Origin of the sequence: Erwinia sp. MMLR14_017 (assembly GCF_033657285.1) — a bacterium.
GTDB lineage: Bacteria > Pseudomonadota > Gammaproteobacteria > Enterobacterales > Enterobacteriaceae > Erwinia.
Genome location: NZ_JAWVWP010000008.1, coordinates 58,651 through 73,201 on the forward strand (window position 1 = coordinate 58,651; position 14,551 = coordinate 73,201).

At 54.6% G+C, this 14,551-nt stretch carries 16 protein-coding genes; 13 read left to right on the plus strand and 3 right to left on the minus strand.

Going from position 1 to position 14,551, the window contains the following annotated elements; translation table 11 throughout:
- The first annotated feature begins 91 nt into the window (after positions 1–91).
- Complete coding sequence (trmN, locus tag SD961_RS14295) at positions 92–829, plus strand: tRNA(1)(Val) (adenine(37)-N(6))-methyltransferase TrmN (RefSeq protein WP_318791013.1); 738 nt, start codon at positions 92–94, stop codon at positions 827–829.
- Here trmN and nadB read toward each other — a convergent pair.
- Positions 826–2,430 carry an L-aspartate oxidase gene (gene nadB, locus SD961_RS14300; RefSeq protein WP_318791014.1) on the minus strand — a complete coding sequence of 535 codons (1,605 nt, stop codon included), beginning with the start codon at positions 2,428–2,430 and terminating at the stop codon, positions 826–828. The genes trmN and nadB overlap by 4 nt on opposite strands.
- 464 nt (positions 2,431–2,894) lie before the next feature.
- On the opposite strand from nadB, the gene rpoE reads away from it, so the two are divergent.
- The 11 genes from rpoE to acpS all read left to right on the plus strand — a co-directional run bounded on the left by rpoE (position 2,895) and on the right by acpS (position 12,319).
- Entirely contained in the window at positions 2,895–3,470 is a 576-nt protein-coding gene (gene rpoE, locus SD961_RS14305) for an RNA polymerase sigma factor RpoE (RefSeq protein WP_318791015.1), read from the plus strand.
- A gap of 30 nt (positions 3,471–3,500) precedes the next feature.
- The gene (rseA, locus tag SD961_RS14310) at positions 3,501–4,160 is read left to right on the plus strand and encodes an anti-sigma-E factor RseA (RefSeq protein ID WP_318791016.1); all 660 of its coding nucleotides are present in this window, start codon (positions 3,501–3,503) and stop codon (positions 4,158–4,160) included.
- On the plus strand, positions 4,160–5,116 hold the full coding sequence (gene rseB / locus SD961_RS14315) for a sigma-E factor regulatory protein RseB (RefSeq protein ID WP_318791017.1): 957 nt from the start codon (positions 4,160–4,162) through the stop codon (positions 5,114–5,116). Before rseA ends, rseB begins: the two co-directional genes overlap by 1 nt.
- On the plus strand, positions 5,113–5,577 hold the full coding sequence (gene rseC, locus SD961_RS14320) for a SoxR-reducing system protein RseC (RefSeq protein ID WP_318791018.1): 465 nt from the start codon (positions 5,113–5,115) through the stop codon (positions 5,575–5,577). The genes rseB and rseC overlap by 4 nt, the downstream gene beginning before the upstream one ends.
- Positions 5,578–5,892: 315 nt before the next feature.
- Entirely contained in the window at positions 5,893–7,692 is a 1,800-nt protein-coding gene (gene lepA / locus SD961_RS14325) for a translation elongation factor 4 (RefSeq protein ID WP_306211229.1), read from the plus strand.
- 26 nt (positions 7,693–7,718) lie between these two features.
- Entirely contained in the window at positions 7,719–8,681 is a 963-nt protein-coding gene (lepB, locus tag SD961_RS14330) for a signal peptidase I (RefSeq protein ID WP_318791019.1), read from the plus strand.
- A 136-nt stretch (positions 8,682–8,817) separates the two neighbouring features.
- Positions 8,818–9,498 (plus strand): ribonuclease III, encoded by a 681-nt coding sequence (gene rnc / locus SD961_RS14335; protein ID WP_306211233.1) that lies wholly within the window; start codon positions 8,818–8,820, stop codon positions 9,496–9,498.
- Entirely contained in the window at positions 9,495–10,400 is a 906-nt protein-coding gene (era, locus tag SD961_RS14340; protein ID WP_306211235.1) for a GTPase Era, read from the plus strand. Before rnc ends, era begins: the two co-directional genes overlap by 4 nt.
- A gap of 5 nt (positions 10,401–10,405) precedes the next feature.
- Positions 10,406–11,140: a DNA repair protein RecO gene (gene recO, locus SD961_RS14345; RefSeq protein ID WP_318791020.1), complete on the plus strand. Its 735-nt coding sequence runs from the start codon at positions 10,406–10,408 to the stop codon at positions 11,138–11,140.
- Between the two features lie 67 nt (positions 11,141–11,207).
- Complete coding sequence (gene pdxJ / locus SD961_RS14350) at positions 11,208–11,939, plus strand: pyridoxine 5'-phosphate synthase (RefSeq protein ID WP_318791021.1); 732 nt, start codon at positions 11,208–11,210, stop codon at positions 11,937–11,939.
- The gene (acpS, locus tag SD961_RS14355) at positions 11,939–12,319 is read left to right on the plus strand and encodes a holo-ACP synthase (RefSeq protein WP_306211241.1); all 381 of its coding nucleotides are present in this window, start codon (positions 11,939–11,941) and stop codon (positions 12,317–12,319) included. Before pdxJ ends, acpS begins: the two co-directional genes overlap by 1 nt.
- Before the next feature lie 136 nt (positions 12,320–12,455).
- Here acpS and SD961_RS14360 read toward each other — a convergent pair whose 3' ends face one another.
- Both SD961_RS14360 and SD961_RS14365 read right to left on the minus strand, forming a co-directional pair.
- On the minus strand, positions 12,456–12,710 hold the full coding sequence (locus tag SD961_RS14360; protein ID WP_318791022.1) for a YfhL family 4Fe-4S dicluster ferredoxin: 255 nt from the start codon (positions 12,708–12,710) through the stop codon (positions 12,456–12,458).
- Positions 12,711–12,767: 57 nt separating this feature from the next.
- Positions 12,768–13,607: a MurR/RpiR family transcriptional regulator gene (locus SD961_RS14365; RefSeq protein ID WP_318791023.1), complete on the minus strand. Its 840-nt coding sequence runs from the start codon at positions 13,605–13,607 to the stop codon at positions 12,768–12,770.
- Between the two features lie 301 nt (positions 13,608–13,908).
- Here SD961_RS14365 and yfhb point away from each other — a divergent pair, with 301 nt between their 5' ends.
- On the plus strand, positions 13,909–14,547 hold the full coding sequence (gene yfhb, locus SD961_RS14370; RefSeq protein WP_318791024.1) for a phosphatidylglycerophosphatase C: 639 nt from the start codon (positions 13,909–13,911) through the stop codon (positions 14,545–14,547).
- Positions 14,548–14,551: the final 4 nt, after the last annotated feature.

The following is a 14,551-nucleotide window of genomic DNA, read 5'->3' on the forward strand; positions in this document are numbered from 1 at the left end:
CACGATCTTCATCTGTTTGTGTGGTCTGAATGACTTTTCCTGATCTGTTTATTGTCCTATGCTAGCGCCGTTTCCACTTCAGGTCAGTCAAATGTCTCAACAGAAAGCGGTTTTGCGTGCCAACGGGTTTACCTTCAAGCAATTTTTTGTTGCCCACGATCGTTGTGCGATGAAGGTGGGAACAGATGGCGTTCTGCTGGGTGCCTGGGCGCCGGTTGCAGGTGCGCAGCGGGTACTGGATATTGGCACCGGCAGCGGCTTAATAGCCCTGATGCTGGCGCAGCGCACCGGACAGGAGGTGCAGATCGATGCCGTTGAGCTGGATGAGCAGGCTGCTGACCAGGCGCGCGAAAATGCGGCCGCTTCCCCCTGGGCCGAACGCATTCATATCTGGCAGGATGATATTCTGCACTGGTCGAAAACCACGGAGCAGCGCTATTCCCTGATTGTCAGTAATCCGCCCTATTTTACACCCGGCGTTGACTGTGCCAGCCCTGAACGTGCTTCCGCCCGTTATACCACCGATTTAACACATGAACTATTGCTGACCTGTGCCGAAGCGTTGATTACCGAAGAGGGTTTTTTCTGCGTGGTGCTGCCAGCGGCAGCGGGGGATAAGCTGGTGGAACTGGCAGAGCAGCGGGGCTGGCATCTTCATTGCCGCACCGATATCTCCGATACTGAGATGCGCCCGCCCAACCGCGTGTTGCTGGCTCTTTCACCTGCGCCAGGGGAACTGTTTTCCGATCGCATGACGATCCGTGGGCCTGACCACAACTACTCTGAAGCGCATTGCAGCCTGACCCGTGATTTTTATCTGTTCCGTTAATCAGGGCAGAGCAGAGTCGGTTTTGCTTCCGGCAGCATGTCGGGATAGTCGAGGGTAAAATGCAGCCCGCGACTCTCTTTTCTCGCCATCGCGCAGCGGACAATCAGCTCTGCAACCTGCACCAGATTGCGTAATTCCAGCAAGTTATTGGAGATGCGGAAGTTGGCGTAATAGTCGTCAATCTCCTGCTGAAGCATAGTGATACGCCGGAGCGCCCGCTCCAGACGCTTGGTAGTACGTACAATACCCACATAATCCCACATCAGCAGACGCAGCTCGTGCCAGTTATGCTGGATTACCACTCGCTCATCGGAATCATCTACGCGACTCTCATCCCATTCAGGTAACTGTTCCGGCATGATCGCCTGCTGCAGATGGCGATCAATATCTTCTGCTGCTGACCAGCCATACACCAGGCACTCCAGCAGAGAGTTAGAAGCCAGGCGATTTGCGCCATGCAGACCGGTATAGCTGACTTCTCCAATCGCATACAGCCCCGCGATGTCGGTGCGGCCCTGCCGATCAACCACCACGCCGCCGCAGGTATAGTGGGCGGCAGGCACGATAGGGATCGGCTCTTTAGTCAGGTCGAAGCCCAGCGTGCGTAATTTTTCATCGATCATCGGGAAGTGAGCCTGAATAAATTCAGCCGGCTTATGGCTGATATCCAGATACATGCAGTCCGCGCCCAGGCGCTTCATCTCATGGTCGATGGCGCGGGCGACGATATCACGCGGGGCCAGTTCTGCCCGTGGATCGAAATCCGGCATAAAGCGACTGCCATCTGGCCGCCTGAGGAGGGCACCTTCGCCACGCAGCGCTTCCGTTAACAGAAAGTTTCTCGCTTCAGGATGGAACAGACAGGTGGGATGGAACTGATTGAATTCCAGATTGGCTACCCTACATCCTGCGCGCCAAGCCATCGCTATGCCATCGCCGGACGCGACATCCGGATTGGTGGTGTACTGATAAACCTTAGCCGCGCCGCCAGTAGCCAGCACCACAGAGCGGGCGCGGCAGGTTTCAACTTTCTCCCGTTTACGGTTCCAGATATAGGCGCCGACCACGCGACGTTCGCCGGGCAGGCCGATCTTATCGGAAACGATCAAATCGACCGCATTGCTGCGCTCAATGATTTGGATGTTGGGATGGCTTAATGCCTGGCTGACCAGCGTGGTCTCAACCGCCCGGCCTGTGGCGTCGGCGCTGTGCAGGATCCGCCGGTGGCTGTGACCCCCTTCGCGGGTGAGATGATAACGCCCATCGATCGCTCCGGGGTTTTCCTTATCAAACAACATGCCGTTATCAATCAGCCACTGCACGCAATGACGCGCATTGCTGGCGATAAAGGAAACTGCCTCCCGGTCACACAGGCCACCGCCAGCAATCAGGGTATCTTCAACGTGCGACTCAATGCTGTCTGTTTCATCAAAAACGGCCGCAATCCCGCCCTGAGCGTAGAAGGTGGACCCTTCGCTTACCGGGCCTTTGCTCAAAACCGTCACCTGGTGTTTCTCAGCCAGCCGCAGGGCGAGGGTTAACCCGGCGGCACCGCTGCCTATGATAAGAACGTCACAGCTATAATCGGAAGAAAGGGTCATGATGTTTAATTTACTAAACAGGTTGTTTGCCGAGCATACACTCAGCCGCAAAAGAGATGAAGCCTTTTCCGTTGTCCATAAGCAGAGTGTGACCTGAAACTGATTTTGCCGTTTCCTGCCTGAGGCAATTCCGATCGATTCTCGCGACCCTGGTTTAAATAATGCGAACAGGATTGAATTACCGTGATTTAAAGGTGAAAAAACGGCCTTCTTGCGTTACTCTGCGGCGTAAACGGGGCTCTTACGCCAGCAGGCTGAAGAGCAAAGGAAGCAGTGGCTGCTTTAACCAGTCAGAAATCATAAAAATGATCGCTGGTTGTCCGTCCCGATAAAACATCACAAATATAACGGCGCAACGGAACTTTACTCATGATGACCACTCAAAGCGCATGCTTGCTCGAATTGAAGTTATTGCGGGTAGTTCATAAACGCGTGGAAAAAGCTTTGGGGAGACATTACCTCGGATGAGCGAGCAGCTAACGGACCAGGTTCTCGTTGAGCGAGTACAGAAAGGGGATCAGAAGTCATTTAACTTACTGGTGGTGCGCTACCAGCATAAGGTGGCGAGTCTGGTTTCCCGCTATGTGCCCTCAGGAGATGTGCCTGATGTAGTGCAGGAATCATTTATAAAAGCTTATCGTGCGCTGGAATCTTTCCGCGGCGACAGTGCCTTTTATACCTGGCTCTACAGGATAGCCGTCAACACGGCTAAAAATTATTTGGTTGCTCAGGGGCGCCGTCCACCGGCCAGCGATGTGGATGCGATCGATGCTGAAAACTTTGAAAGTGCCGGTGCACTGAAAGAAATTTCGAACCCAGAGAACTTAATGTTGTCTGAAGAATTGAAACAAATAGTTTTTCGCACCATTGAGACGCTGCCTGAAGATCTCCGTATGGCGATCACGCTCAGGGAGTTGGATGGCCTGAGCTATGAAGAGATAGCGGTCATCATGGAGTGTCCGGTAGGAACGGTACGTTCCCGTATTTTCCGTGCACGAGAGGCTATTGACAATAAAATTCAACCGCTTATCCAACGCTAGTCATAGCGTAAACAGGAAGGGTACTGAGGCATGCAGAAAGAACAACTTTCCGCTTTAATGGATGGCGAAACTTTAGATAATGAAGTTTTGTCCGCATTGTCTAAAGACGCGATGCTGCAGAAAAACTGGGAAAGCTATCACCTGATCCGCGATACCCTGCGTGGAGATGTTGGTCAGGTTATGCATTTCGATATCGCTGCACGCGTTGCCGCCGCCATCGAACTTGAGCCGGTCAACAAAACCACGACGCTGATCCCTGAAGCGCAACCGAAACCAGAGCGTTATGCGTCTATGCCGTTCTGGCATAAAGCCCGTCCGTGGGCTGCGCAACTCACTCAGGTCGGTGTCGCCGCCTGCGTATCACTGGCGGTCATTGTTGGCGTCCAGCACTATAACCAACCACAACCAGGCCAGAGTGAGTCCGACTCGCCAGTGTTCAATACGCTGCCGATGATGGGCCAGGCTTCTCCTGTCAGTCTGGGCGTGCCTTCTGAGAACGCAAACAGCAATACCAACAGCAGCGCTTCGCAGCAGGTGCAGGATTCGCGCCGTCGGGTTAATGCTATGCTGCAAGATTATGAACTGCAGCGCCGCCTGCACTCTAACCAGCTCCAGTTTGAACAGGCGCCTGCTCAGCAGGCTGCCGTTCAGGTGCCGGGTAACCAGTCGTTAGGAATTCAGCAGCAGTAATGAAGCAACTTTGGTGTGCCGTCAGCCTAATGGCTGGCAGCCTGATGTACTCCAGTGTCGCCCCGGCGGAAGCAACTCCCCCCGGGGCGCTCTTGCAACAGATGGAGCAGGCCAGCCAGTCTCTCAGTTATGAATTCGCCTATATCAATGTCTCAAGGCTGGGAATCGAATCCCTGCGCTATCGTCATGCCGTTCTGAACAACAAAGTGTTTGCTCAGCTGCTGCAGATGGATGGCCCGCGCCGTGAGATCATCCAGCGTGGCGGCGAAATCAGCTACTTCGAACCCGGTCTGGAGCCTTTTACTCTGGCTGGCGACCATATTGTCGACTCTCTTCCTTCGCTGGTGTATGCCGATTTCCGCAAGCTGGTGGAAAACTACGATTTTGTACCGGTAGGGCGCGCCCGCATAGCCGACCAGATGTGCGAAGTGATCCGTATCGTGGCGCGAGACGGAACGCGCTACAGCTATATTGTCTGGCTGGATAGTGAAACTAAACTGCCTCTGCGCGTAGATTTACTGGATCGCGACGGTGAAACGCTGGAGCAGTATCGGGTTATCAGCTTTGCCGTGGATGAAGGCGTGCGCGGCATGATGCAGGGTCTGGAAAAGGCGACGCTTCCTCCCTCTCTTTCCGTGCCTGCCAGTGAGAAAGCCACCCTTAACTGGAAAGCTGGCTGGTTGCCGATGGGGATGAAAGAGGTGACGCAGAGCCGCCGTCAGATCCCGTCGTTGAACAAACCCGTTGAGTCACGACTCTATTCTGATGGCCTGTTCAGTTTCTCAATCAACGTCAGCGCAGCAGATAAAAACGGCGCCTCTCAGCTAATGCGCACCGGACGTCGTACGGTGCAGACTGAAATACGTAATAATGCGGAAATAACGGTGGTAGGCGAACTGCCACCCTCAACCGCTAAACGTATCGCAGATGCGGTCACTTTAGGATCGACACCATGATGAGAGAATGGGCTACGGTTGTGTCGTGGCAGAACGGCGTGGCTACGCTGCATTCGGAAATGAAAACCTCCTGCAGCAGCTGTTCAGCCCGCAAAGGGTGTGGCAGCCATATGCTGAATAAGCTGGGACCCAAGAATGCGCACGTGATGAAAGTCGCCAGCGCGGAGCCGCTTGCCGCTGGACAACGTATTGAGCTGGGGATAGCGGAAAAAAGTCTGCTCAGTTCGGCGTTGCTGGTTTATATGACGCCGCTGGTGGGGCTGTTCCTGGTTGCCGGCCTGTTTCAGGCACTGTTCCACAGCGACATGGCCTCCGTTGCTGGCGCCTTATTAGGGGGCGTTGGTGGTTTCATCGTGGCGAAAGGTTTGTCCTCTTACCTGGGGAAATCTGCCTCTTTCCAGCCTGTCATTCTGAGTGTCGCTTTGCCTCCGGACGCGCTGCGCGTTGAAACAGACCGCTGAATCCCTCTGCTGCCGCCTCAGCGGCAGTTATCTCTCTGTGAATCCATTAACTAAACGCGCCTGGCGCGCTTTGTCAGCGTTAAGCGCGTAAATCTCTTGCGTGGTGGAAACGGGCGGAGAACGGAGACAATCTCCAGGTAAATTAAGAGACACAGTTACGAATTTGATGCCCTGCTATGTATGTGAATTCTTTCGTGCAGGGGGCTAACAGTGTAAGATGCGTGCTCATTGATGGCGGGTACATTGCACTCTGTGTTGATAGCTGTGTCCACCGCGAGAATTAAACCGAACGTTTAAGCGAAAATATTCATATAAATGAAGCATATAAGAAACTTTTCTGTCATCGCGCATATCGACCACGGTAAATCTACGCTCTCAGACCGTTTGATTCAAATTTGCGGTGGCCTGACCGAACGTGAAATGGCTGCGCAGGTTCTGGACTCGATGGATCTGGAGCGTGAGCGTGGCATTACCATTAAGGCGCAGAGCGTCACCCTCGCTTACCACGCGCCGGACGGTGAAACTTACCAGCTCAATTTTATCGATACCCCAGGCCATGTTGACTTCTCCTATGAAGTCTCCCGCTCGCTGGCGGCTTGTGAAGGTGCGTTGCTGGTTGTGGATGCCGGGCAGGGTGTTGAAGCCCAGACGCTGGCAAACTGCTATACCGCGATGGAAATGGATCTGGAAGTTGTACCGGTACTGAACAAGATCGATCTGCCCGCGGCCGATCCGGATCGTGTGGCGCAGGAAATTGAAGATATCGTCGGGATCGATGCCACGGATGCCGTGCGCTGCTCTGCCAAAACGGGCGTGGGCGTACCGGACGTGCTTGAACGCCTGGTGCGTGATATTCCGCCGCCGGAAGGTGACCCGGAAGGCCCTCTTCAGGCGCTGATTATCGACTCCTGGTTTGATAACTACCTGGGCGTTGTCTCGCTGATCCGCGTTAAGAACGGTACGCTGCGTAAAGGCGACAAGGTCAAAGTCATGAGCACTGGCCAGGTGTACAACGCCGACCGTCTGGGCATCTTTACGCCGAAACGCGTCGATCGTGATGCGCTGAACTGCGGTGAAGTAGGCTGGCTGGTCTGCGCAATTAAAGACATCCTGGGCGCGCCGGTAGGGGATACCCTGACGCTGTCGCGTAATCCTGCCTCTAAAGCGTTGCCTGGCTTCAAGAAAGTGAAGCCACAGGTTTATGCCGGTTTGTTCCCTATCAGCTCTGACGACTATGAAGCCTTCCGCGATGCGCTGGGCAAGCTGAGCCTGAACGATGCTTCCCTGTTCTATGAGCCAGAGAGTTCCACGGCGCTGGGCTTCGGCTTCCGTTGTGGCTTCCTGGGCCTGCTGCACATGGAGATCATTCAGGAGCGTCTGGAGCGTGAATACGATCTGGACCTGATCACCACTGCACCGACGGTTGTCTATGAAGTGGCCACTACCGATGGTGAAACCGTCTATGTAGACAGCCCGGGCAAGCTTCCACCGCTGAATAATATTGAAGAGCTGCGTGAGCCGATTGCCGAGTGTCACATGCTGATGCCGCAGGAGTTCCTGGGTAACGTCATCACCTTGTGTATCGAGAAGCGTGGCGTGCAGACCAACATGGTCTATCACGGCAATCAGGTTGCTCTGACCTACGAAATTCCCATGGCGGAAGTGGTGCTGGACTTCTTTGACCGGTTGAAATCCACGTCGCGCGGTTACGCCTCGCTGGATTACAACTTCAAACGCTTCCAGGCTTCCAACATGGTGCGTGTTGACGTGTTAATCAACGGCGAGCGCGTCGATGCGCTGGCGCTGATTACCCACCATGACAACGCGCAGTATCGTGGCCGTGACCTGGTAGAGAAGATGAAAGATCTGATCCCGCGTCAGCAGTTCGACATTGCGATTCAGGCAGCCATTGGTAACCACATTATCGCCCGTTCTACCGTGAAACAGCTGCGTAAAAACGTACTGGCGAAATGCTACGGCGGTGACGTCAGCCGTAAGAAAAAACTGTTGCAGAAGCAGAAAGACGGTAAGAAACGTATGAAGCAGGTGGGTAACGTTGAACTCCCGCAGGAAGCGTTCCTTGCCATTCTCCATGTCGGTAAAGACAGTAAATAAAGCCCCAGGGCTACGAGGGAACTGGAATGGCTAATATGTTCGCCCTGATTTTGGCGATAGCGACCCTGATCACCGGCATTATCTGGTGCTTTGATAAATTTAAGTGGGCTCCGGCCCGCAAAGCTAAACAGGCCACCGCCGCAGCAGCAGCGGGCAGCGCCGGAGAACAGAATAAAGCCGCCAAACAGCCAGGCTGGGTGGAGACGGCAGCGTCAGTTTTCCCTGTGCTGCTGCTGGTGTTTGTGGTGCGTTCATTTATCTATGAGCCTTTCCAGATCCCTTCTGGATCGATGATGCCGACGCTGCTGATCGGGGATTTCATTCTGGTAGAGAAATTTGCCTATGGAATCAAAGATCCCATCACTCAGACGACGCTGATCCCAACCGGGCACCCTGAACGTGGCGATATAGCTGTTTTTAAATATCCTAAAGATCCGAGCCTGGACTACATCAAGCGTGTTGTCGGCCTGCCGGGTGACCACGTGAGTTACGATCCGCAAAGCAAAACCGTGACCATTAATCCGACCTGTGCAGAGCAGAATTGTGATAAAGCGGTGCCGGTAACCTATTCCGACGTGCAGCCAAGCGACTTTATTCAGACCTTCAGCGGGTTTGATGGTAACGAAGTGGGCAATGGGTTCTATGAGATGCCTCAGGGCGATTCAATGCGCGGTGGGCTGCGTCTGGCTACCCGTAACGAAACGCTGGGAGAGGTGACTCACCGTATTCTGCTGGTGACGCAGGCGCAAAGTCAGGCAAGCTCTTATTACCAGCAGCCTGGTCAGCCTCAGTCAAGCTGGGTGGTACCTGAAGGCATGTACTTCATGATGGGCGACAACCGCGACAACAGTGCAGACAGTCGTTACTGGGGCTTTGTGCCAGAGAAAAACCTGGTAGGTAAAGCCACAGCCATCTGGATGAGCTTTGATAAGCAGGAAGGGCAGTGGCCAACCGGCGTTCGTCTCAGCCGCATTGGTGGTATTCACTAAGGGTACCTCTGGGTACCGGCAGTAAAATGGGTGGTTGTCCTGCGGGGCAGCCACTGCACACGAAACAGTTTCGTGTTGGCCTGGCCAGCCCTGTTCCGTGTGCAGAACACTTGACGCATTCAGATATTGGTAACACATGAACCCCATCGTAATAAACAGGCTTCAGCGAAAGTTGGGCTACACTTTTACCCATCAGGAACTGTTGCAGCAGGCGCTCACTCACCGTAGCGCCAGCAGTAAACATAACGAAAGACTGGAATTTCTGGGCGACTCGATCCTCAGCTACGTCATTGCTAACGCGCTCTATCACCGTTTTCCTCGTGTTGATGAAGGGGATATGAGCCGCATGCGTGCCACGCTGGTGCGCGGCAATACGCTGGCTGAGATGGCCCGTGAGTTTGACCTGGGCGAATGCCTGCGTCTTGGGCCTGGTGAGCTGAAAAGCGGCGGTTTCCGTCGTGAATCTATCCTCGCCGATACTGTAGAAGCGCTGATTGGCGGCGTCTTCCTGGATAGCGATATTCAGACGGTAGAAAAACTGATCCTCGACTGGTACGCCAGCCGACTGGAGCAGATTAGCCCCGGCGACAAACAGAAAGATCCAAAAACGCGTCTGCAGGAATATCTGCAGGGTCGCCATCTGCCGCTGCCCTCCTATCTGGTGGTGCAGGTGCGTGGCGAAGCGCATGACCAGGAATTTACTATTCACTGCCAGGTAAGCGGCATGGCGGACCCGGTTGTAGGAACCGGCTCCAGCCGTCGTAAAGCTGAGCAGGCAGCCGCCGAACAGGCGCTGATTAAGCTAGGACTTGAATGAGCGAACAAACCCCCCATTGCGGCTTCATTGCTATTGTAGGCCGCCCAAACGTCGGGAAATCGACCTTACTGAACCAGCTACTGGGCCAGAAGATCTCTATTACCTCACGTAAGCCACAAACCACGCGTCACCGTATTATGGGCATCCATACTGAAGGGCCTTATCAGGCAATTTACGTGGATACCCCCGGTCTGCATATGGAAGAAAAAAGGGCGATTAACCGCCTGATGAACCGTGCGGCCAGCAGCTCCATCGGCGATGTTGAGCTGGTAATTTTTGTGGTTGAAGGCACCCGCTGGACCGCCGATGACGAAATGGTGGTCAACAAGCTGAAAGATAATAAAGTGCCGGTTCTGCTGGCGATCAACAAGGTCGACAACATTACCGACAAAAGTATTCTGCTGCCGCATATGCAGTTCCTCAGCCAGCAGATGGACTTTATGGATGTGGTGCCGATCTCCGCTGAAAGCGGCAAAAATGTGGATACCATTGCCAGCATAGTGCGTAAGCGTCTGCCGGAAGCGGTGCATCACTTCCCGGAAGATCACATTACCGATCGCTCACAGCGCTTTATGGCGTCGGAGATCATCCGCGAAAAGCTGATGCGTTTCCTGGGCGCGGAACTGCCTTACTCCGTTACGGTTGAGATTGAACAGTTTGTCACTAACGCGCGCGGCGGTTATGACATTCATGGCCTGATTCTGGTTGAGCGTGAAGGCCAGAAAAAAATGGTTATTGGCAATAAAGGCGCCAAGATCAAAACTATCGGTATTGAAGCCCGTAAAGATATGGAAGAGATGTTCGAGATGAAAGTGCATCTTGAACTGTGGGTTAAAGTGAAGTCTGGCTGGGCAGATGATGAGCGTGCTCTGCGAAGCCTGGGCTATACTGACGACCTCTGATCCTGATGGAAGGCTGGCAGCGCGCATTCGTCCTGCATGGACGCCCTTACAGCGAGTCCAGCCTGCTGCTCGATATTTTTTCTGAGAATTATGGTCGTATCCGGGTGCTGGCAAAAGGCGCCCGGGGCAAGCGCTCCAGCCTGAAAGGTGCGCTACAGCCCTTTACGCCGCTGTTGGTACGCTGGGGCGGGCGGGGCGAAGTTAAAACGCTCCGTGGCGCTGAACCAATCTCTCTGGCACTTCCTCTCTCCGGTATTACCCTCTACTGCGGCCTCTACGTGAACGAACTGCTGTCGCGTGTGCTGGAGCAGGAAACCGCCTTCACCGAACTCTTCTTCGATTATCTCTACTGTTTGCAGGAATTGGCTGCCGTCACCGCCTCGCCGGAACCGGCGCTCAGACGCTTTGAGCTGGCAATGCTGGGTCATCTGGGTTACGGCGTGGATTTTCTGCATTGTGCAGGCAGCGGAGAAGAAGTCTCTGATGAGATGACCTATACCTATCGGGAAGAGAAAGGGTTTATCGCCAGCCTGGTGAAGAATAACAACACGTTTACCGGCCGCCATATGCGGGCGTTAGAAGAGCGAAGCTTCCCCGACAGCGATACGTTGCGCGCAGCTAAGCGCTTTACCCGCATCGCCCTTAAGCCCTATCTTGGCGGAAAACCGCTCAAGAGCCAGGAGCTGTTCCGTCAGTTCGTGCCGAAAAAACGCGCAGGCGTGCAGTCCGGGGAAGAGTAGGGCATTCCGGTCAGCGTCCGGGACGTTGTACACTGTGGTCACTGTTTGTAAATTTCCGAGGATTGTCATGGCTGAACTGTTGTTAGGCGTCAATATCGATCACGTGGCCACCGTGCGTAACGCACGGGGTACCAACTATCCCGACCCGGTACAGGCGGCCTTTGTTTCAGAGCAGGCGGGAGCCGATGGTATCACCGTGCATTTGCGCGAAGACCGTCGCCATATCACCGACCGCGATGTGCGCATTCTGCGGCAGACTATCCAGACCCGCATGAATCTTGAAATGGCCGTGACCGACGAAATGGTCGATATTGCCTGCGAGATCAAACCGCACTTCTGCTGTCTGGTTCCCGAGAAACGTGAAGAGGTCACCACCGAAGGCGGGCTGGATGTTGCCGGTCAGCTGGAGAAAGTGACCTATGCGGTCACGCGTCTGGCTGAGGCTGGCATTCAGGTTTCCCTGTTTATTGATGCTGACCATCGTCAGATTGACGCGGCAATGGCTTCCGGCGCGCCTTATATTGAAATTCACACCGGTGCCTATGCTGAAGCGGAAGAAGGGCGGGAGCGTCAGGCAGAGTTTGCCCGCATCAGGGATGCGGCTGCCTATGCCGCTGGCAAAGGATTGAAGGTCAATGCCGGACATGGCCTGACCTACCATAACGTGCAGCCGATTGCGGCGCTGCCACAGATGCACGAGCTGAACATCGGCCATGCCATTATTGGCCGGGCGGTAATGAGTGGTCTGGCGGATGCCGTTAAAGAGATGAAGGCGCTGATGCGGGAAGCGCGCCGCTAATGGCTATTCTGGGGCTTGGCACGGATATTGTGGAAATTTCCCGCATCGAAGGGGTCATCTCCCGCTCCGGCGACAGGCTGGCAAAACGCGTTCTCAGCGAAAATGAGTGGGCGCAGTATCAGGCTCACCAGCAACCGGTGCGTTTCCTCGCCAAGCGTTTTGCCGTGAAGGAAGCGGCGGCAAAAGCCTTTGGCACCGGTATCCGCGGTGGTCTGGCGTTTAATCAGTTTGAAGTCTACAACGATGCGCTGGGCAAGCCCGGACTACGGTTTTTCCTGCAGGCAGAGGAAGTGGCGAAAAAACTGGGCGTGGTTCACGTTCACGTCACGCTGGCGGATGAGCGTCATTACGCCTGCGCCACGGTGATTATTGAAAGCTGAGCAGAACCAGATTATCGTCCGGGGATCCATGGCAGGAGACTATTATACTCTTCAGCATAAGCGTCCTGTTCGTCTGAAGCAGTAGCGAGCGTTGATCGTCTCACCGGGTGGCCCCGCGCCGCCCGGCTGTTCCCCATTATGCCCCGTGGTGCAACACCACGAACTTCTCCCAGAGTGCGTCGCTGCTTTCACGGTGAGCCGGATCGGTCACAATCGTGTTCACAATAGGGCAAACCTGCTGGCAGGTGGGGGTATCGTAATGGCCCACGCATTCAGTACACCGGCTGGCATCAATCTCATAAATCGCCTCGCCCATTGAGATAGCCTGATTGGGACACTCAGGCTCACACATATCGCAATTAATGCATTTCTTAGTGATAAGCAGCGCCATAACTCTCTCAATCAGTATCAGGATAAAGTGCGCGGGTATTATACGCGCCTCACTCCGTCAGACCAGCTTTTTAACCAGCGCTTCGCTGTGCCGGATATGGCTGGAAGCGCGTTCGGGATCGCGTTGGATCAGCGCCATAAACAGCAGATCGGTCAGCGTCAGCTGCGCGGTGGTGGAGGAGATGGCGGCGCTGCGGGTCATCTGCTCTTCTGCCACCGTGTAGAGGCAATGGGTGGCGCACTGCTGCAAGGTATTGGGCGTAAAGCCGGTGAAAGCCAGTACATTGGCCCCGGCGCGTTGCGCTTCCTGTGCCGCCAGGTTTATCTCCCGGCGTTCGCCGGTATAGGAGATAGCCAGTAGCAGGTCGCCTGGATTCAGCGCCTGTACGCTGGACAGCAGGGCATGCATATCCTGCTCGGCCACTGCATTGATGCCTATTTTCATCAGCTTCCAGGAAAAATCTTTCGCCACCAGTCCCGAAGCGCCGATGCCCACCAGCACGATGCGGTTTGCTGAACGGAGCAGGCGCAGCGTCTCCACCAGCATCTCTTCACTGTTGATATCCAGCGTGGCACGGATAGCGGACTGCTTCTCGGTCAGCAACTTTTCCCCCACTATCTTGAGCGGATCGTCGCTCAGGATCAGGTTATGAACGGTGATGGCATCTTTATCTGCCAGCGATTCACTCAGCGCCAGCTTTAAGGCGGGAAAGCCTTTGTAACCGAGCTTTTGGGCAAATTTCACTACGCTTGACTGGCTGACACCAGACTCCTCAGCCAGCTTTTGTGAACTGAGGTGGCGGGCGTGATCGGGCTGTGAAAGAAGATAATCGGCCAGTCGGCGTTCATTCATCGCCAGTCCCGGATAGAGCTGGCGGATGCGCAGCAGTGAACTCATCGTTATTCCTCTGATTTATCAGCCTGATTGATCGGCTCTGATCATAGCTTGCTGGAGACCTGACCGTCAGTTTATCGGCCGTTGTATCGCATGCCATGATTAAAATTAGCTTAACTCTCTGTTTAGTGCTGCGGATCCTTATCCCGCTTGTCTACACTTACCCGGTAAGCAGGCGAATTGGGCAGGTAACCGCTGCTGCTCAATCATATCTCTGTTAAGGTAACCATCTTCCGGGCCGAGAGCATTTCGCCTGTAGTTCTTAAAGCCGATTAAGGGGATCAACCACCCTGAGGAGTCATGTTTGATAACCGGTCAGGAACGACGCGTAGTATTTTTTGATTTAGATGGCACGCTGCATCAGCAGGATATGTTCGGCACCTTTATGCGCTATCTGCTGTGGCGCCAGCCGCTCAACCTGCTGCTGGTGGTGCCGTTACTGCCCGTTATTGGCGCCGGACTGCTGATTAAAGGGCGTGCGGCCCGCTGGCCGATGAGTCTGCTTTTGTGGTCAATCACTTTCGGTCACAGCGAAAAGAGCCTGACGGCGCGTGAGAATGCCTTTGCGCTGTGGTTCCGTCAACGGGTCACGGCATTTCCGGTGGTGCAACAGCGTCTGACTGAATATCTCAACAGTTCCGATGCCGACGTCTGGCTGATTACCGGCTCACCGCAGCCGCTGGTGCAGCAGGTCTATTTCGACTCCGCCTTTTTGCCCAAGGTAAAACTGATCGCCAGCCAGATGAGCCGGGGCTTTGGTGGGCGTGTTCTCTCAATGCGCTGCCTGGGGCATGAGAAAGTGGCAAGGCTGGAAGAGCAGCTCGGTACTCCGTTACAGCTCTACAGCGGCTATAGCGACAGCAAGCAGGACAACCCGCTGCTGTTTTTCTGTCAGCATCGCTGGCGCGTCACGCCGCAGGGTGAACTGCAACAGCTTGAGTAACAGG